This is a genomic window from Anaerocolumna sedimenticola (assembly GCF_009931695.1).
Lineage (GTDB): Bacteria > Bacillota > Clostridia > Lachnospirales > Lachnospiraceae > Anaerocolumna > Anaerocolumna sedimenticola.
Window position 1 is genome coordinate 5,198,961 of sequence record NZ_CP048000.1, and the last position, 19,589, is coordinate 5,218,549.

The following is a 19,589-nucleotide window of genomic DNA, read 5'->3' on the forward strand; positions in this document are numbered from 1 at the left end:
ATCACTTTTTACCTTCACTTCCGTTGTCTTTATATACCGGCATTGTTACCCTGATTTCTCCCAGTTCATTATCCAGAACAACACCAAAAGTATCACCATAATAAAGAGTCAGTCTTTCATCCACACTGTTGATACCCCTTTTATCCAGTTCTGAATGATCTGCTAAACTTAAGAAATATTCCACAGCCTGACCTGTCATAACTACTCTGATTGTATCTGCTTTAGCGGTAATTGATATGTTTATGTTAATCTGGCTTTCGATGTCATCCAAATTCGTAGAGATAACGTCTTCAACGATAGGATGTATGGCTAGTTTTATGATTTTCGTATTCCGCAGGGACAAAGACACGTCCCAGCTATTGATGATTCGGTTACCAAAGCGTTTGTTTTGCAAAAAGATATAATTATTGACACTATCGACCTCATTTTCAATAGTGACATACTCCCTCCCTTTTACGATTATTACTCTTAAATAATTGCCAAGTGCATTGACAATTTCACTGATTTCCTCGTCCCCTTCCAATTGGCAGTTCCAGTAGATGGATTCCAGCGTGTTATATAAAAAATGAGGGTTTATCTGCTGCTGGAGAGCAGAAAGCTCAGCTTCTTTTCTAAGTTCCCTTAATTTTGTTTCCTGTAATTTTATGGTATACTGCCGTTTAATTGCTTCCACAAGATTGCCGCTCATTTTGTTAAAGCCCTCTATAACGGTATGATATTCATCATCCCCGTCATCTTCAACAAATTTCTTAACTTCTGTTTTTTTCATTTCCTCCATTAAGCGGTTGATCGGTCCGGTTATACTTTTAGCGAATAATATGGCAAAAACCAGAGCCAATACAGCAAGCAGAACTGCAGTAAATAAGGTAATTGCAAATTGAATAAAAGCTGACTTAAGCAGTGTTTGCAGAGCTATATGATTCACTATGGTCAGATTTGTATTTGAAATCGACTTTGAAATGGATATGGAGAGCATTTTGTCTCCGTTAAAAGTCGATCCTACCTGTTCTTCATTGGAAGCGCTGATAATAATATTGTTCTCATCAATAATCATCACTTCATTTAAAAGGTTCGTGACATTTTCATAACAGACCTTATTAAAATATGACAAATCCAAAGCAGCAACAATATTTCCGACGCAGATATCATCATTGCCGTATATCCCTCGTGTCAGTATAACGTAACTGTTACGGTCACTGGGGACCTCCTTGAAACTTACCGTCATAAGTACTCTCTTTGCCTCTTCAGACAATAACTTACTGGTTGCAAAATTACCGTTTGACACCGGTGACGGATAGTAGAAATAAGTATTGTTAAGTGAAATCATCTCACAGGCATTGATAGCGCCGCTTGCCCCGAATGTACTTCCAAGAACCAGCCGTATGTGGTTTTCAATATCACTTTTTTTGTTCCAGTCCACATATTTATATATCATAAGATCATTAATAATCTCAGGATTTGTCGCAACCTCTTCCAGTAAATTCATATGGGAAAACATATAATAAGAAATATTGTTGGCAATCTGTGCGGACGATTCTTTCAAAAAAGCCTTTGCTTCGCGTTCGTTATTTGCAAAAGAAAACACGGCATTATAACCGCCAATCAGGAGTATAGGTAAAACAAACACGCAAATAAAACACCAGATCAGACGTCTGTATATACTGTACCTGTAGAGTTTATTCAGACTCAATTCTTTTATCCTGCCTAGATATCTGTTAATCATTCCATCTCCCAATGCATCCTGCAGGCGGACCTGCGGTACTGCTTCATCTATTTGCTGTATTGAAACCCCCATAACTTTTCCGCAACGTATGCCCACTGCCTGTGGTCATTACTGTTATCTGCATTAATGATATAAGGCGGTATCGTTACTTTAGCCTGATTATCTGTAATGCTGATATCACAGACCTGCCAATAGGTGTCTTCACTGTAGTATTTACCTTCCGGAATAGGTTTACCGGCCAAAACATAGGATGCTAACAGATCCACCGTTATATTACCGTAAGCTATTACATCCTGGGCAACTGCACTATCTGCGTATCCTTTATTAATGAGGTCCACAAAGTAGGGTTCTGCATCAATGGTTACAAGAATGATATGCCCGTCCTCCCAAAAGGGAACCCAATGGTTGGATTCTTCCAGGGCCTCCACCAATCCCCTGCCCGGATGCTCACTGGAAGCATGAACCGCGTCTATCTTTAACCCTGCTTTAAAAACTTTTAGCAGTTCTTCTTTCACTAACTCAGGCCTTCCCTCCGTTGCTCTTGGCAGGTAGGTTATACCCGGATATTGATCGATTACCGACTCAAAACCTTCTTTCCGAAGCCTCCAGGCATTACTGCTTAATTCCCCATAAGCATTAAAAACAGTTCCTTTCGCCTCCCCGTATTTTTTAATCAGCTGTTCAACAATGGCTCTTGCCGCCATTTGTCCGGCTTTGTAATTGTCAAAGCTAACATCAATTGCCAACTTACCGCCAACTGCATTGGTATCAATGGTACACATGGGTATACCCGCATCATTTCCCCTGTGAATCGCTTCCTCTATGGATATACTGTCAATTGCGGTAGTAATAATCGCATCCGGTTTCTGTTCAATAAAATTTATGATCTGCTGATTTTGTCTCATTGGATCATAATCAGCAACCGAGCTTTCAAAAACCCAGCCTCGTTCTTCAACTGCTTTTTTAACCGCTTCGTTCATAATGGTATAAAAGTAGGAATTAAAACTCTTATGGGCAAATGCTATCACAACAGGTTTTTCATTTGCAGCAGTTTCATTTTTTAGAACCTTACTGCCGGAATTTAGCCTGGTACAGGATGAAACAAAAGTCAAACATAATATTACACATATAAGTATCTTACTGCGAAACATTTTATCCCCTTCCACAAACGGTTTACCATATTACGCTGTAAAAACAGATATTCTCTGTTCCTCTGTGCTACAAACTCTATTTTATACCTGCTACGCAGGTTTTTTTCATTGGTTCCCATTTCCAACCGGCAAATCAGCCCCGCCCTTTTACTTATACCGTTATTTATGCTTGATAATTAGGGGATTTACTGGTGGGTTAAACTATATCCATTATATCATATTTTGTCTGAATTAAAAACGTTAACGAACTATACTTTTATAAAATTGGGATGCCCAATCAGCTTAGACATCCCAAGGAGATATTGCAAATTATTGATAATAAACTTCAAGTTTTGATTCAACGTCGCAAATGTTGCAGGATAATCAGGAGAAATATGATAATAAAGCCCCTCTGGTTTTATTATCATATGTCCAAAGAAATTGCAAAACAATTTCTTTTTCACACTATTCTCATAGCATCACTCTTAATTACTTTAAGCCGTTTCATAACATCATTTTCGCCTTTACCGAAATAATCATGCAAAATCTTATATTCCTGAAACAATCTGTCATATCGTTTCACATGGTCGGCATTTGGTGAGTAAACCTTATCTTGCAGCCTTGACATTTGTTGTGACGCTTCCTCAATGGTATCGTATCCACCCCTTGCCGTACCGGCAGCTACAGCTCCAAACAATGCGGCTCCAAGGGCAGGTGCCTGTTTTGAGGAAGAGATGCGGATTTCTTTATTGGTCACATCTGCATAAATCTGCATCATCATCTCATTTTTCTGTGCAATACCTCCTGCTGCATAAAGTTCCTCAATAGGTACACCGTTTTCTTCGAAAGCTTCTATAATAATCCTTGTGCCATAAGCGGTTGCTTCAATCAAAGCACGGTAGATTTCTTCCGGTTTTGTATGCAGGGTTGCTCCTAACAGCATTCCGCTTAAATCTGCATCGGTTAAAATACTGCGGTTTCCGTTCCACCAATCTAAAGCGATTAGACCGCTTTCTCCCGGAAGCTGGTCTTTTACCTTTTCTTCAAGAAGCCTATGGATGCCCATACCTTTATCTGCCGCCTCTTTCTCATAATCACCCGGCACACAGTTTTTAACAAACCAGTCAAAATGGTCACCGACACAGGCCTGACCTGCCTCATATGCATAGTAACCGGGAACCACTCCGTCTTCCACGACACCGCCGACTCCAGGGATAAAATGTTCTTCCTTACTCATCATGATATGGCAGGTACTGGTACCCATAATCATAAGCATTTTACCGGGTTTTGTAATTCTAACGGCAGGCAGGGCAACATGGGCGTCAATATTCGCTACTGCCACCGGTGTCCCTTCCAAAAGTCCTGTTAATTGGACTCCATATCCATTTAGATACCCGGCACAATCAGTTGTTGCATAAATATCCGTACTTAATTTTTCTTCTGTAAAATTTGTCATTCTGGGATCTAATGCCGTAAAGAAGTCCTTATTAGGATACCCGTCTTTCTTAGACCACACTGCTTTATATCCTGCCTGGCATAAACTGCGCTTTTCTTCTCCGATAAGCATCCAGACAATCCAGTCCCCTGCTTCTATGAAGCGGTCCATAACCTGATAGATTTCTTCATCTTCCTTAAGTATCTGCATTGCTTTGGGAACCACCCACTCAGAAGACATTCTGTCACCGTATCGGCCCATAAATTTCTCTTTTCTTTCATGGGCAACTTCATTAAACCTGTCTGCCTGCCCTTGGGCAGCATGATGTTTCCACAGTTTGACATAAGCATGGGGCCTGTTTTTATATTCTTCCAAAAAGCATAACGGTGTCCCGTTTTTGTCTACCGGAAGTACGGTACAGGAAGTAAAGTCAACACCGATTCCGATTACCTGTTCTTTAGTGACATTACCCATTTTCAGCACTTCAGGTACTGCTGTTCTTAATACATCCAGATAATCCTCCGGGTGTTGCAATGCAGTTTCAGGAGCCAGACGTTTTGTTGACCCCGGTAAATATTCGTCAATGACTCCGTGCTTATATTCTGACACGGAAAAACAAATCTCTTCTCCGTTTTCAACATCCACTAATACTGCTCGCCCGGATAAGGTACCATAATCGATACCGATGGTATATTTTTTCATCAAGATCCTCCTCTATTTTATCGAGTAACAATTGTATGGCATATTCGAAAAGTAAATAGTTTCTCGAGTCCTAATAGGTAGCATTTTTAGAAACAGGTGAAAGCTCCGTCAATAATAAAGTCAGATCCGGTTGTAAAGTCACTGGTGTCACCTGCCAAATAAACCGCTATTGCCTGAAGTTCATCCGGGCGTCCCATTCTGCCAAGAGGTGCCATATCGTTCCATTTCTCAATCAAAGGCCTGAGATTCGGGGAATTCAGTGTAAGCTCTGTTCCGATATATCCGGGGCTGATGCTGTTAACTCTGACACCCCGTTTCGCAAATTCTATAGCCATGGATTTGGTCAGTTGTATAACACCCGCTTTTGAAGCATTGTAGGAACATTGCGGCTGAGGTACATTGACAATATGGCCTGACATGGAAGCCGTATTTATAATTGATCCTTTGCCTTGTTTTAACATCACTTTAGCAGCTGCCTGGGAAGTTAAAAATACACCGGTTAAGTTGATATCGATAACTTTCTTAAACTGGTCAAGTGTCATCTCTTCCGCAGGAATATTCATACAGATACCTGCGTTACAAAAAGCTACATCCAATTTGCCGAACTCTTTTAATATTACCTCTATCATTTGATCCACATCAGCCTGATTCGTAACATCTGTTTTAATTGCAACTGTCTTTACTCCCGTTGAACGTTCGATTTCTTTCGAAGTTTTGACTGCTTCATCGATGTCTACATCAACAATTGCCACATGACTTCCTGCTTCTGCAACAGCTTCAGCGATGGCTTTACCGATACCTCTTGCTCCGCCTGTTACAAATGCTACTTTGCCATCCAAACGCATTCTTTCCATTATTCCCATATGTACATTCTCCTTTTATTTAAAATTTTATTTATAACTGTTCAGTTACCGCTGCTTAACAATCTTGTCGTTTCGCAGTGACTGCTAATATAGGTATAAGCTGTTTTATAATCCTTTATGAACACGACATCAGGTAAGTGCCCGTTTCTTTTGTAAACTGTCAAAACCTACGGCCAATACAAGGACGATACCTTTCACAATCATCTGCATATAGGTACTTACATTTAAAAGAACCATACCGTTTGTCAGAATACCGATAATTAATACACCGGCAACAACATTTGACATTTTACCAAAACCACCGGAAATGGAGACTCCCCCTAATACAACACAGGTAATGACGTCAAATTCATATCCCATACCTGCGGTAGGCTGTGCCGAATTTGTACGGGATAACATTACGATACCTGCAAGTCCTGCAAACAAACCGGATAATGCATAAACCAAATACTTCGTATGACCTACCCGGATTCCGGAAAGCTTAGAAGCTTCTTCATTACCTCCGACTGCATAGAAATAACGGCCGAAGTAGCTTTTATTTAAAATAAACGAACCTATCCCAAAGCAAACAATCATAATGATAACCGGAACAGGTACCGGTCCGATATAACCCTGTCCAATTACTTTAAATCTTTCATCAAAACCATAAATAGGTGTACCGCCGCAAATAAGATAGGATGCGCCCTCAAATACGATCTGTGTTGCAAAAGTTGCAATAATAGCGGGTATTCCGATTGTGGATATCAAAAAACCGTTTAAAACACCGACTATGATTGACATGATTAATGCCAGGATAACGGCACTGACCATACCAAAGCCCATCTTTACCATTAAATAGGCTGCTACGATATTAACCAATGTAATGATTGAACCAATGGAAAGGTCAATACCTGCTATCAATATAACAAAAGTCATGCCGATTGACGCAATCCCTAACATGGATACCTGACGTGCTATTGTAAATAAATTATTTGATGAAATAAATCTGTGGTTTGACATTGAAAATGCAATAAACAGGATTACAAATACAATCCAGATTGCTTTTTCTTTAAATATATTAAGAATTGTACTTCTCATATTTATACCCTTGCATATCGCAAGCAGCCTTGCGATACTGCCACAATACAATGTGAAACGAGTTTCACAGGTTGAATGAAGCCTATGTGGCATCCTTTCTGTTTAATTTTCTTTCAACCTTTCACTTCTAAACGGCAGATGCCATTTTCATTATAGTTTGCTGATCAAATTCTTCTTTGCCTAATTCACCCGTAACATGTCCTTCCGCCAAAACTATAATTCTGTCTGACATACCCATCAATTCTTCCATTTCTGATGAAATTAATAATATGGTTTTTCCATTTGCTATTACTTCGTTCATCAGCTTATAAATTTCAGATTTGGCACCTACATCAATTCCACGTGTTGGTTCATCAAAAATAATTAATTCCGAATTTGCAGCAAGCCATTTTCCTATGATTACTTTCTGCTGATTGCCACCACTTAGATTTTTAACCAATTGATTTAATGTTGGGGTTTTAATTAATAATTCATGTTCATATTTTTTTGCATTTTCTAATTCAGCTTTATGATTAATTACTGATAATTTGGATATTTTCTTGTAGATAGGCATATTAATATTATTTTTTACAGATATGCCCAATAAAGCACCATGACGTTTACGGTCTTCCGGTACAAGAGCGATGCCAAGATCAATCGCTTCTCTTGGAGACTTCGGATTGATTTCTTTTCCCTTAAATATAATCTTACCCTCCGTCTTTTTCACCGCACCAAAAATCATTTGTACAAGCTCTGTACGGCCGGCACCTACCAAACCTCCCAGCCCAAGAATTTCACCTTTTCTAATCTGTAAATTTATATTCTTATCTCCGTTACCGCTTACATTTTGTAAATCCAGAATAACTTCTTCTTTTATATCGCTTGCCTCTCTTAAAGGATAGGTCTCATTCAGGTCACGTCCTACCATCAGATGAATTAATTCATCAACATGAGAATCTTTTGTTATCAGTGTTTTTATATATTCACCGTCACGTAATACCACAATCCGGTCCGACAGCCTGTATATCTCTTCCAGCCTGTGGGATATGTAGATTATAGATACCCCCTTAGCCTTTAACAATTCACATACTTTAAACATGCTTTCAACTTCCGCGTTGGTAAGAGGTGCGGAAGGTTCATCCATAATCAGCACTTTAGCATCCTGTAATATCGCTTTTGCAATCTCCACCATCTGCTGGTAACCAACCGTAAGATCTCCAATCAGTGTCTTCGGATTAATCTTGATATTTAATTGTGCAAATGCTTTTTCCGCTTCCTTCTCCATCGCTTTTTTATCGACAATGATACCTTTGCGGATGGGATTGCCCAGAAACAGATTCTCAGCAGCGGAAAGTCCTTTCACATTATTAAATTCCTGATATATAATCGCGATTCCATTTTCTGCAGCTAACTGGGGTGACATATGGGTAAATTCCTTACCCTCAATAATTATTTTACCGGAGGTTGGGATAACGGCACCTGAACATGTTTTAATCAACGTGGATTTTCCGGCACCATTCTCCCCAATTAATGCAAGAATCTCACCTTTTTTTACCTGCAAGGAGACATCTTTTAATGCAACGACACCGGGATATTCTTTTTTGATATTTTGTAATTCTAAAATATATTCATTATTCATTGTTTATACCACGCATTCTTATTTAATTGAATGGGGCTGCCGCAAAACAAATGTAATTTATATTCCTGCGACATCCCCATTCACAATCCGTTCTAAGCTTCGAATTATTACTAAACCGTTCTAAGCTTCAAATTATTTATAATCAGCTAAGAAATCTGCCGCATTAGAACTATCGATAACAGTAAGTGGTCTGACTAAATTTTGTTCTTCAAATTTTTCGCCATTCAGCAATTTTTCATATAGTTCCACAACGGCTGCGGCTGTTTTCTTATTAGAACCTTCAAATCCTACGGAAGCTCTTGTTGCTTCACCGTTAACGATTGCCTCTAATTGTTGTTCCGTTGCATCTGCGGAGAAAATACCCATATCATCCGGAATCTTGCCTTCTGTTTTGGTCATAAACGCTTCGTTAGCACCGATATCTCCGCCTGCTCCAATGGAACAAACAATTTTTGTATCAGGGCTTGCCTGTAATATTGTTTCCATATTGGTTAATGCTGTCTGAGCATCAAGTGCCGGCTGCTGTGCAACAATCTTGTATTTACCTTTTGCGATTTCTTCCAGTGCACTTAATATACCTGTTTCTCTTTCCAGAAGGATTGGTGTCTGAGGATAATTCATGATTGCAACTTCTGCCACTTTATCCGTTGAATAATGGTCATTTATGAAGTTTGCTGCCTCTTGGCCAATTGCATATCCTAATTTGGTGTTATCCAGAATCCAGTTAAGATCTGTATTTGTCATTGCATCATCCCAGCTCATAACTTTAATGCCCGCATCTCTTGCCTGTTTTAAATAATCTTCTATTGCATTTGGATCGGAAGGATGAACCATAATAAGATCAACTTTGTTTGTTATAAAGTTTTCAATTTGCTGAATCTGCGTAGCCGAATTATCATTACATGCAAGGATTGTATATTCCCATCCTTTTTCTTTTAAGAGTTTTTCCACTTCACCGAAAACCCCTGCCCAATAACTGTTTTCAAGTGATTGGATGGTAATGCCGACTTTAAAATTTGTTTCTGTTTTGCCCGTATCCTCTGTTTTACCGGCATCCTCTGTTTTTGTTTCTGCCGGAGTTTCGGTTGAAGCCTTATCTTCGGTTACGGTCTTATTTGTCACCGTATCCGTTTTTTTTGTGCTGCAGCCTGCCAATCCCGTTATTAACATTGCCCCAATTAGTAATACACTGATGATTTTCTTTTTCATTTACTTTCCTCCTACTTATATAGTCTGTGTGCTTTATGTATCGTTTACAGTTAATAGCTTACAGGAATTTCAAACAGATTAATATCCTAATAGATTTCTAAGTATCTTAGTATTTTACGTATTTGTCCGAAATCATAATAAAAAATCACTCCGTTTGTGGGATCCATTAACTGCAGTGTTATGTGGACAACCAACTTCCAATCAGCGCAGTGCTTTCATAAGCGGAACCTTTTTACCGAATAGGCCGAATTTACCTCGTTTGAGACAAAAAAAAGCGCCTTTTCGTTTCATTTGAAACAAAAAGGCGACTTAATTAATGATAATCTATTCAACGATCAGCTTTTGCTTATTATCTAATGTATTATTGTATTTCTCTATATCCAGTTCATTTTCATTTTTTGCAATAATCAAAGCACTCGCCGCTGCCGCACTCACATTTGTTGCGGTACGTGCCATATCTACAATAGAACTGATCGGTGCTAATATTACGATAATTTCAATCGGAAGTCCTGCTGCTGCAAATACTGCAGTTGCTGTAATGGTTGCAGTTCCCGGAACTCCAACGGTTCCTATGCTGACTAAGGTAGTAATCAGGATAAGAAGGAGATACTGTCCGATGGAATATTCAATATTTAATCCGTGAATTGCAAATACTGCCAACAGGGTAGGCCAGATGCCTGCACAACCGGGCATGCCGATATTGGCTCCTAATGGAACAACAAAGGAAGAGATACTTTCCGATACTCCTGCGTTTCTTAAGCATTTATCAGTTGCAGGGATTGTGCCGATACTGCTCTGGGTCGTGAAAGCAATTACCTGTGCCGGCCAAATATGTTTAAAAAACTTGATGGGGTTTAATTTTGCAACCGCTCCGACTAATACACTGTTAACCCCAAAGGTTTGAATGAAGCACAGTAAATAAGCTACAGCTAATACGGACAGGAGAGGAAGTAATTTATCCGGTCCGTTATTGGATACCGCATTAGCAACTAAAGCCAACACTGCGTAAGGTGTGAATTCTATGATATACGTAATAGCGGTATTAATTATTTTTGAAGCTGAATTTATAAAATCTTTAAAAGGCTTTACCCCTTCCGGATCTTTCGTAGAAAGTGCCACTATTGCAATACCGATAAATAAAGAAAATATAATGATTGGAACAATTGTATTAGCAGAAGCCTGCGAGAAAAAATTCTTAGGGAACAAATCAATAATTACCTGTGAAATCTCCGGAACTTCCTTTGCTTCATAACCGGTTGGAAGAACTATCTCTGAACCCTTTCCAACTCCTAAAGCTAACGAAATAATTATTGTAAGCGTTGATGCTATAAATGTTGTTGAGATAAGCAGCCCCGCACTCTTAAGACCTATCCTTTTCAGTCTGTGTATATTTTCCAGATTTGTTATACTTGAAATGACACTAAAGAATACAAGCGGAATTACAAATGCCGAAATTATATTAGCATATACCGTACCTATCGGCTCTACGTAATTTGTGTGATTTTCAAAGATGATTCCTAATACTAATCCAAATACCAGCGCTATAATGGTTCTAAACCCAAAATCTACTTTCCTTTTACTTAAAAATGCCAAAACCCCGATTAACAGGATTGCCGCCAGTAATGCTCCTATTCCTAAATAATCTATATTCATTGTTAATCCTCCTAAATTATTAATTTATTTATTCATAATCTTATTCCGGCTTTTGTTTTCCATCAAATCCTTAGCCTTTTTATCTTTTAATTCTCTTTATGTTAGTTTAGGGGACTACAACAGGAGCAACATACAGTATTAATCTTTCTTAGGTACTCTTTCCAAAATCCGTTTAATTCTTTCATATGAATTTCCTCCTATTTAATATATTCATATATGTTTACTATGATTTAATTTTATAATGTAACGTGTATTTTGTCAATCATAATTTAATATTTAGGAGAATTTTCCTAAAAAGAAAATAAAACCCCTGTCCGGTTATGATAGAAGTTTTAAACAGCGGCTATTATATACTGGTCATAATCCTGTGTTTTCTCTTTGTATCCCTTATATATCATTCATAACAAAAGCGACCTAACTGACATACGGTTCTGTCCTGCTTACTTTATTTATGAAATTACTTCCAAGCTCAACAAAAGGTTTTAAATAATCACTGTTCCGGTCAGAAATCCCCTTATAAATATATAATTGACATCTGGAGTATACCATCCTGGAATTGCCATGCTATACAGGATATTATCATTATCGTTTTGCAACACTGACAGGTATATGTCAGTGTTGTTTTATTATAATAATTACATAAAAGAAAATTGGAGGATTTAACATGATTATCAGAAACTTATATGGTAATTTATATGAAGCCGACTTTGTTTGCAATGATCACTACATCAAACAGGTTATTTATTTTATTTTGGAAGGTTCAAATGCCCTTTTAATTGACACCGGTTATGAGAAAGAAGCAAAACAGCTTAACGTTTATTTTGATGAAAGGAGCATTCACATAAGCAAAGTCATTATTTCACATTACCATGAAGATCATTTCGCAGGTCTTAAAACATTAAAGAGCTCGAATAAAAACATAACTATTTTTGGTTCAAGTGAATTTAAGCAGACCCTGGAAAAAGAATATAAAGAAGATTTCCTACTCGATTCGGATATCTTTCCAACTACATTTTGCGATAATTATAAATTTATCTTCGGTGGTCATAACATCAGATTTGAAGCGGCTAAAGGACATTCTGATTGCAGCATACATACGATAATTGATGAGAAATATGTACATGTTGCCGACAATATCATGTACGATACAAATAATATGCCTCTGTTACCTTTGCCTTGTGCAAGTATCATTGAACATTTGACAACGCTGGAGAAATTAAAAGAAAATCTAAATGTTTTTTTCATTGGATCTCATTTTTCTTCTGCAATTAACAACTACAAAGATATGAAGACAGAAATTGATGCCAGGATTAATTATATGCATAAGGTTCTGGAACATGAAGGAAATATTGAATATGATAGCATAAAAGAAAAACTTCCTATTACATTTAATCCAATATGGCATCATCACATGATAGATTATTATCAAGAACAAAGAACGGATATTAATAATTAGAAAATTAAAAAGTGACTTTTTTTACATATCGTAATCCAGTGTGGAATTTTAATGTTTACTTAATTCTTGAAAGCAAATATAATTATACTATAACAGCAAGCTTAATATTCCTATCGTATAATTATATTTGATAACTAATAAACATATTAGTTCATTTGAGTGAGGGTTAAACTAATGAAAAAAATTGAACGTATGAATGCCATAATTTACATACTGAAAGAAAAAGGGAAACTAACAGCCAAGGAAATTGCAAAGCTGTTAGATGTAAGTGAACGGACCATATACAGAGATATTGATGCCCTTAGCCAAATTAAAGTTCCGCTCATTACCTATGAAGGGCATCAAGGTGGTTATGAGATAGATCCAAATTATTTTATACCTTCTATCAAACTTACGGAAGCGGAAATAACCAACTTTATCATACTGTTAACGCTTGGTAAAGAACTGAAAGTTCCTGGGGTTCATAGGGATTATGAAGCGTTACGTTTAAAACTTTTAAATGCCATAACACAAGATGGCAGTCCAAAACTTAACCGTTTCCTGGATAAATTCAAGGTTTATATCAATAGAATCAATCCAGGTGATTATGTGGAGCATATTATGGAAACCATTATTAAAAGCCTGGAAGAAGAGAAAAAAGTTAAGCTCACTTACTATACACCATTAAAAGATACCTTGACAGAAAGAGAAGTATCACCTTATAGATTTACCTTTGATGAAGGAGGATGGTATTTAATTGGTTATTGCCATCTGCGTGAAGATAAGAGAACTTTTCGATTAGATCGCATTAAGAGTATTGAACTACTTCATAGCAATTGTTATTTCCCTATCGATATGGTATCTTTTGAGAACGAAAGCAAATCAAAAAGCTCCTATCATTTACAAATCGATAGGAGTTTTTACGAAATTATAAAGCATAATGATTATATGGAAGACAATAAAATCATTGAAGATTCAGAGTTCTTTACAGTTGAAATATGTACGGATTATGAGGATTCCATCATTGAACTCGCACTTAAAAATCCAACCTCCGTAAAAGTCTTAGAACCGCAAAGTATTTGTGAACATTTGAAAAAAATAGTTAAGGATCTGAGTCAGATTTATACTTAAAAGAAACCGACTGTCCGTAAGGGATACTTAATACAAAAGGGAAAACAGCACGATACCAACTTTCCGGTCAGAAAATCTCATCCAATGACCTGCCGTCACAGTTATTAAAATCGATTCCCAGGATTTTTGCCATGGTAGGAGCAATATCAACCATCTGTACCTCTCCTAGCTGAAATTCACTTTTGATACAGTCACCTGCTATAACCAAGTTGCATTTATAGTCAGGTTTATCCGGTGAAAAACCATGCGTTGCGTACTTTATACCTTGTTCTTTAAGGTCAGTGACCACCGGTCCATCCAAACTGTCATCAAAGCAATAGCCTGCCTTAGCTTCCAGCATGTACCTGACTGAGGGATCCACATGAAAGCCTGCCAGTTCCTTTCCGGTGTACAACCTCTCGATTCCATAATTTTCATCCGTTATAGCTTTTTTAAGAATATTAAGTGCAAGTAGCTCCGCTTCGCTATCCTTTTCTTTTAGATGCAGATAAGCCGCTCCACCTGCATTCTGGATATAAGCTCTCCATTTCATTTCACCATTTTCTTCATAAATTAGGCCGCTTTCTTTTAATAATGGATTCAGCTTTATCTTGTATCTCACATTAATCTGTCCATGATCCCCTACTACCAGAAAAACCGTATCCTCCTTAATACCCGCTTCCTCTACTGCCTTACAGATATCACCCAGCCTTTTGTCCATACGGATCAGCACTTTCTCGATTTCCGGGCTGTCCGTACCATATTCGTGTTTCGCATCGTCCAGATCAATCAGATGTACCAGCAGCAGATTTGGCTTTTTTCTTTTTATGGTATCCGCAGCACACATGGTTGTAAAGTTATCCAGATAGGGCTGTTCTATCCCTTTTCTTAAGTCTCCGAATTTTTTCTCCATTCTTATACTGAAGAGGGGGCTGCCGTTTCTTAAAATTTTAAGTGCCTGATTTTCATGCTTAATGGCTCTTATCTCCGGAATATTATAATGAATAGACGCTTTACCCGTAACCGGCCAAAGAATACCGGCTGATTTCATGTGATACTTATGCAAAACATCATAGATTGCGGGCACTTTGACATCCTTTTTAAACCAAAACCAGCTCTGCTCCTGTTCTCTTACAAAGGGTTGGAAAGGATTATTATGGTATATCCCATGTTTCTCCGGATAAACACCGGTTACCATGGTAGTGTGTACAACATAAGTAAGGGTTGGATAGACACTTTTTAATTCTGTACTGTAAGCTCCGTTTTTAATTAATTTTGAAAGATTAGGAAGTTTACTTGCCTTTTCCCAGTTATCTTCTGAAAATGCATCATAGGAGATAACTACCAAATATTTTGCTTTTCCTGTCTCCATATTCTTTTCTCACCCCAAACTTTCAGTACTGCTCTTCTGCTCCTTAGGCAGAATAATGAAAATTAGAAATCCAATAATAAACAGCGGGATAATTCCTAATATACTTAATCTGGCATTGCCGGAAATTGTGGTTGTCAAGGACATTACCGAAGGTCCTATAATAGCTGAAAATTTACCGAAGATATTATAAAATCCAAAAAACTCATTGGATTTTTCCTTTGGAACAATCTTTGCATAATAAGATCTGCTGAGTGCCTGAATTCCTCCCTGGGCAGAGCCAATCATAGCACCCAGAATAAAAATATGCCATACGGATGATATAAAATACGCAGCAATACAGGATATGATATAGGTAACAATACCGACGATGATCATAGTTCTGGCTGAAAACCTTTTTGCCAGGTTACCATAAAGTATGGCACAGGGAAATGCAATAATCTGAATAATCAGTAAGATTCCGAGTAAAGTAAATGTACCGAGGGTTTCGTCACCCAAAACGGAAGTAGCATAGGGCACCACCATTTTGATAATCGTATCCACACCATCAATATAGAAAAAGTATGCCCCCAGGAAAATAAAGACAATTTTATGCTGTCTGATATTCTTAAAAGTATCAGCCAACCGTTTAAAGCTGTTAAGCACCGGACGGGGTTCCGGTTCAATATAATGCCTCTGTTTCACATTCTTTATCATAGGTAATGTAAGAAGCCCCACCAAAGAGCAGTAATGATAAATCCAATCTGATATCCGATTGCTTTATCCATTCCCATTAAGTATATTAAAACAAGACTGATGCCAAAAGGAATGACACTGGATATATATCCAAATGCAAATCCACCGGAGGAAACCTTATCCATCCTCTCATCACTGGTGATATCCACTAAAAATGCGTCATAGAAAATATTTGAACCAGCAAAACCTATTGCCGACAAGACAAAGAAAAGAACCAATAGCTTCCATTGTCCGCTGGACGGAGATACGGCAGCAAGAGCAGCCGTTGCAAATACACCTAAAGCAGTAAAGAATATGAAAAAACGCTTCTTCTTGTCCTTGTAATCAGCAATTGTACCTAAAATAGGGCTAAGAATTGCTACCAATATACTTGCTATTGAATTAAAATAACCGAGATCCATACTGCTTTTTACATTTTCAAACATACCAAATATAATTGGCAGCAACGCTGTCGTAACAGCCATAGAATATGCCGAATTACCGCAATCAACTAATATCCATGATTTTTCTTCTCTGCTTAACTTCATGAATGTACTCCTATATGATAATTTGAGGGTAAAAAGTCCGGCATAGTGTTTTTAAATACGGGCATAATCTTCATAAACTCTACTCTATGGGGACTTTAGACACTCAAACTATAAGATTTATTATTGTAATTATATCATATTATTTGGGATAACAGGAAAAAGCAAAATTAGACCATAAATATAAATCTTAATTAAGCAAACAGCCCGGCTGCTTTTTCCATACGCCCAGATATAGCTACACCAAAGGGACAACGTTTCTCGCAGGCTTTACAGCTAATACAGTGGGACGCATTTGCCGAAAGACCGGTATAGTGAGCCCTGACCGTAGCCGGAATTTCTTCCTGCATTACAGCCAGATCATACAATTTATTAACCATGGCTATATCTATGTATGCCGGGCATGGCGCGCAGTGGCCGCAATATGTACATTGACCGGAATATGCATGATAAGGCGCATTGGCAAGTACAGAGGCATAATCTTTCTGATCTTCTGTGGCTGATTCATATGCTACAGCAGCATCTACTTCTTCCGGTGTGCTGCATCCTGCCATAACTGATGCTACTGCCGGACGAGTCAGTGCATAATGAAGACATTGAACAGGTGTCAATGCAACTCCAAAGGGCGAATTTTCTGCACTAAATAATCTTCCGCCGGCATAACCTTTCATTACAGTGATTCCAACATTTTCACGTTCGCAGATCTGATACAGCTCTTCCCGTTCCGGTGCAATACCTTTAAGATTTTCATTATAGTGTTCCCTGAAAAGTTCATTGATATCTTCACTTGCAGGAAGCATATCAAATGCAGGATTAAGACTGAACAAAATCATTTCAATTTCACCGCTTAATGCTGCCAGTTTTGCAACATCCGGATTGTGTGTACTTAGTCCGATATGACGAATCGTTCCATCTTTTTTTAATCCTTTCACATATTGGATAAATTCTCCCCTTATGATTTTATTAAACTCTGCCACTTCATCAACAAAATGAATCATACCAAGGTCAATATAATCTGTATTCAGACGGTTTAATAAATCCTTGAAAGCCTCCTTTACTTTATCCAGTTCACGGGTTCGTACATACTGTCCATTCTGCCAGGTTGAACCAATATGTCCCTGTATCACCCATTTTTCCCGATGTCCCGCAATTGCTGCTCCTATATTGGATCGTACCTTAGGCTCCGACATCCAGCAATCCAAGATGTTAATTCCATATGCTTCACTTCGTTCAACTACTGCTTTCACGTCAGCAGCATTGTGACGTTCTAACCATTCGGCTCCAAGTCCGATTTCACTGACACTAATCCCCGTTTTTCCTAACTGTCTGTACTTCATGATACCTCTCCCTTCTAAAATTGCTTAATCAAGTAACTACGAATAAGACTATTGCATACTAATTAGATATGAACCGTAATTCTTTTTACTCAGATAAAAATCTGTGAATATTTGGATATGTTTACATTATATCTAAATCTAATCAACCTATCAATATGAATTTATTTGATCTGCCATTTAAATCTCCATTAACAGGTTCACAAAAATAAATAGCTATCCCAAATTTAGTTTGAGATAGCTATTTTAATGAACTTATTTCATAATATTACTGAAATTCTAGTATTCTTCCACTATAACCTTGCATGTTGCTGATTGACTTCCGCATTTAATGGTAACATTTGCTTCACCAACTTTTAAAGGTGTATAGATCCAACCCTCTTCCTGGTTATATTCAACTTTTAAAACATCAGGGTTTTCAGACTCAATGGTAACTTGATCCGTAGTATCCCATGGTTCTAAATCAAAATAAATGTAAAAATCATCGCCTACATAGGTTGTATACTCATTAGAATCCAGGATAATACTTTGACAAGGAGCTTCGGATACGGTAAAGGTAACAGTTCCTATAACCGTTCCTTGTTCTGATCCTTCTTTTACCGTAACTTCCGCAGTACCGGTTTTATTTGCATTTATATATAACTCACTTCCGTCTTGATTTAAACTCAAAACATTGTTATCCGGATTAGTTTCATCATAATCTTTTATTTCAAAATAATACTGTGTATTTGCTTTCGCATAAGTAAGTAAGGTCAGTGCATTCAGACTATCACCTAAGAGCAAATTTTTCTGAGATTCGGAAATAGCGGTATCTTTGATTACAACTTTAAAGCTGCCCAGCGTTCTTGCTTTCTTATTATAAGTCTCTTTTACTGTTACTGTATAGGTACCTGCTTTTTTAGCTGTGAACTGATATCCGTAAAAGTATCGGCTACCGATAAAATCCTTAAGAATCGATTGAAATTCTGCATTATCAGTAACCTCTTTGGCTTTAGAAGCATCATATTTTACTTCTTTCATAGAAAAGTTTTCATTGTCGGAAGTCAAAGTATAAGTCGCTTTTGGATTACGATAAGTTACACTAAACAAAGAATCGGAAGAAGCATAATAATCATAGAGGCTAAATCCACCGCTTCCCACAGGGAATTCATTGCCATAATCACTTACAGTTAAAGCAGCATTTTTAACAGTTACTTTACACTTACCTACCGTAGTTTTCTTGCCCTTATAAGTCTGCGTACAGGTAATGGTTGCGCTTCCGGCCTTAACACCTGTTAAGTATCCGCCGGTTTTAGCGATTGTAACAACTTTGGTGCTGCTGGATGTAAATTGATAAGTTGCTCCTTTTACCGCATTTTTTACAGTAAGCTTCTGTGCATTGCTTAATTCCCATGAAGATGTGTTCCAACAAATCTTACTATCCATTTTACCAACAGGTATTGTCATCTGAGTTGTACTTACGGCTGCTTTTTTTGCTGCAGCCTCCGCTACTGTGCCTGTTGTTAAAAAGTTTCCTGCCATTAGTGCACAACATAATACTATTAATAATAGTAATTGTGTGACTTTAATTTTTGGTTGTTTCATAAGTTACGCTCCCTCTTTAGTAAATTTTATAAAATTAATGTAAATTATGGTAATTCACACATCAATATTACTACCTTTTTTTCCACAT

15 protein-coding genes are annotated in these 19,589 nt (G+C 37.6%); 2 read left to right on the top strand and 13 right to left on the bottom strand.

Going from position 1 to position 19,589, the window contains the following annotated elements; translation table 11 throughout:
- Position 1: 1 nt before the first annotated feature.
- The 8 genes from Ana3638_RS23145 to Ana3638_RS23180 all read right to left on the bottom strand — a co-directional run bounded on the left by Ana3638_RS23145 (position 2) and on the right by Ana3638_RS23180 (position 11,410).
- Entirely contained in the window at positions 2 to 1,795 is a 1,794-nt protein-coding gene (locus Ana3638_RS23145; protein ID WP_161840140.1) for a sensor histidine kinase, read from the bottom strand.
- Positions 1,771 to 2,874, bottom strand: coding sequence for a sugar ABC transporter substrate-binding protein (locus tag Ana3638_RS23150; RefSeq protein WP_161840141.1), 1,104 nt, complete (start codon positions 2,872 to 2,874; stop codon positions 1,771 to 1,773). Before Ana3638_RS23150 ends, Ana3638_RS23145 begins: the two co-directional genes overlap by 25 nt.
- A gap of 439 nt (positions 2,875 to 3,313) precedes the next feature.
- On the bottom strand, positions 3,314 to 4,990 hold the full coding sequence (gene araB, locus Ana3638_RS23155; RefSeq protein ID WP_161840142.1) for a ribulokinase: 1,677 nt from the start codon (positions 4,988 to 4,990) through the stop codon (positions 3,314 to 3,316).
- 86 nt (positions 4,991 to 5,076) lie between these two features.
- Positions 5,077 to 5,853, bottom strand: a complete 777-nt coding sequence (locus tag Ana3638_RS23160; RefSeq protein ID WP_161840143.1) for an SDR family oxidoreductase — start codon at positions 5,851 to 5,853, stop codon at positions 5,077 to 5,079.
- 129 nt (positions 5,854 to 5,982) lie between these two features.
- Positions 5,983 to 6,930: an ABC transporter permease gene (locus tag Ana3638_RS23165; protein ID WP_161840144.1), complete on the bottom strand. Its 948-nt coding sequence runs from the start codon at positions 6,928 to 6,930 to the stop codon at positions 5,983 to 5,985.
- Between the two features lie 127 nt (positions 6,931 to 7,057).
- A complete protein-coding gene (locus Ana3638_RS23170) occupies positions 7,058 to 8,548 on the bottom strand; it encodes a sugar ABC transporter ATP-binding protein (protein ID WP_161840145.1) in 1,491 nt (496 codons plus the stop codon).
- A 132-nt stretch (positions 8,549 to 8,680) separates the two neighbouring features.
- The gene (locus Ana3638_RS23175; RefSeq protein ID WP_161840146.1) at positions 8,681 to 9,757 is read right to left on the bottom strand and encodes a sugar ABC transporter substrate-binding protein; all 1,077 of its coding nucleotides are present in this window, start codon (positions 9,755 to 9,757) and stop codon (positions 8,681 to 8,683) included.
- 324 nt (positions 9,758 to 10,081) lie between these two features.
- Complete coding sequence (locus Ana3638_RS23180; protein ID WP_161840147.1) at positions 10,082 to 11,410, bottom strand: dicarboxylate/amino acid:cation symporter; 1,329 nt, start codon at positions 11,408 to 11,410, stop codon at positions 10,082 to 10,084.
- Positions 11,411 to 12,074: 664 nt separating this feature from the next.
- Between Ana3638_RS23180 and Ana3638_RS23185 the strand changes: the two genes are divergently transcribed.
- Positions 12,075 to 12,866, top strand: coding sequence for an MBL fold metallo-hydrolase (locus Ana3638_RS23185; RefSeq protein ID WP_161840148.1), 792 nt, complete (start codon positions 12,075 to 12,077; stop codon positions 12,864 to 12,866).
- Between the two features lie 174 nt (positions 12,867 to 13,040).
- A complete protein-coding gene (locus tag Ana3638_RS23190) occupies positions 13,041 to 13,976 on the top strand; it encodes a helix-turn-helix transcriptional regulator (protein ID WP_161840149.1) in 936 nt (311 codons plus the stop codon).
- A gap of 67 nt (positions 13,977 to 14,043) precedes the next feature.
- On the opposite strand, the gene Ana3638_RS23195 is transcribed toward Ana3638_RS23190, so the two are convergent.
- From Ana3638_RS23195 to Ana3638_RS23210, 5 genes are all read right to left on the bottom strand, one after another.
- Positions 14,044 to 15,327 carry an alkaline phosphatase family protein gene (locus Ana3638_RS23195; RefSeq protein WP_161840150.1) on the bottom strand — a complete coding sequence of 428 codons (1,284 nt, stop codon included), beginning with the start codon at positions 15,325 to 15,327 and terminating at the stop codon, positions 14,044 to 14,046.
- 9 nt (positions 15,328 to 15,336) lie between these two features.
- Positions 15,337 to 16,020, bottom strand: a complete 684-nt coding sequence (locus Ana3638_RS26665) for an MFS transporter (protein ID WP_330587756.1) — start codon at positions 16,018 to 16,020, stop codon at positions 15,337 to 15,339.
- Positions 16,017 to 16,586, bottom strand: coding sequence for an MFS transporter (locus Ana3638_RS26670; RefSeq protein ID WP_330587757.1), 570 nt, complete (start codon positions 16,584 to 16,586; stop codon positions 16,017 to 16,019). Before Ana3638_RS26670 ends, Ana3638_RS26665 begins: the two co-directional genes overlap by 4 nt.
- Before the next feature lie 191 nt (positions 16,587 to 16,777).
- Entirely contained in the window at positions 16,778 to 17,920 is a 1,143-nt protein-coding gene (locus tag Ana3638_RS23205) for an aldo/keto reductase (RefSeq protein ID WP_161840151.1), read from the bottom strand.
- Between the two features lie 276 nt (positions 17,921 to 18,196).
- On the bottom strand, positions 18,197 to 19,501 hold the full coding sequence (locus tag Ana3638_RS23210; RefSeq protein WP_161840152.1) for a hypothetical protein: 1,305 nt from the start codon (positions 19,499 to 19,501) through the stop codon (positions 18,197 to 18,199).
- Positions 19,502 to 19,589: the final 88 nt, after the last annotated feature.

Bases quoted from the DNA above. Each gene is read 5' to 3' on its own strand.
- araB (WP_161840142.1), bottom strand. From the start codon at position 4,990: ATGAAAAAATATACCATCGGTATCGATTATGGTACCTTATCCGGGCGA.
- Ana3638_RS23165 (WP_161840144.1), bottom strand. From the start codon at position 6,930: ATGAGAAGTACAATTCTTAATATATTTAAAGAAAAAGCAATCTGGATT.
- Ana3638_RS23175 (WP_161840146.1), bottom strand. From the start codon at position 9,757: ATGAAAAAGAAAATCATCAGTGTATTACTAATTGGGGCAATGTTAATA.
- Ana3638_RS23170 (WP_161840145.1), bottom strand. From the start codon at position 8,548: ATGAATAATGAATATATTTTAGAATTACAAAATATCAAAAAAGAATAT.
- Ana3638_RS23185 (WP_161840148.1), top strand. From the start codon at position 12,075: ATGATTATCAGAAACTTATATGGTAATTTATATGAAGCCGACTTTGTT.
- Ana3638_RS23160 (WP_161840143.1), bottom strand. From the start codon at position 5,853: ATGGGAATAATGGAAAGAATGCGTTTGGATGGCAAAGTAGCATTTGTA.
- Ana3638_RS26665 (WP_330587756.1), bottom strand. From the start codon at position 16,020: ATGATAAAGAATGTGAAACAGAGGCATTATATTGAACCGGAACCCCGT.
- Ana3638_RS23210 (WP_161840152.1), bottom strand. From the start codon at position 19,501: ATGAAACAACCAAAAATTAAAGTCACACAATTACTATTATTAATAGTA.
- Ana3638_RS23180 (WP_161840147.1), bottom strand. From the start codon at position 11,410: ATGAATATAGATTATTTAGGAATAGGAGCATTACTGGCGGCAATCCTG.
- Ana3638_RS26670 (WP_330587757.1), bottom strand. From the start codon at position 16,586: ATGAAGTTAAGCAGAGAAGAAAAATCATGGATATTAGTTGATTGCGGT.
- Ana3638_RS23195 (WP_161840150.1), bottom strand. From the start codon at position 15,327: ATGGAGACAGGAAAAGCAAAATATTTGGTAGTTATCTCCTATGATGCA.
- Ana3638_RS23190 (WP_161840149.1), top strand. From the start codon at position 13,041: ATGAAAAAAATTGAACGTATGAATGCCATAATTTACATACTGAAAGAA.
- Ana3638_RS23205 (WP_161840151.1), bottom strand. From the start codon at position 17,920: ATGAAGTACAGACAGTTAGGAAAAACGGGGATTAGTGTCAGTGAAATC.
- Ana3638_RS23145 (WP_161840140.1), bottom strand. From the start codon at position 1,795: ATGGGGGTTTCAATACAGCAAATAGATGAAGCAGTACCGCAGGTCCGC.
- Ana3638_RS23150 (WP_161840141.1), bottom strand. From the start codon at position 2,874: ATGTTTCGCAGTAAGATACTTATATGTGTAATATTATGTTTGACTTTT.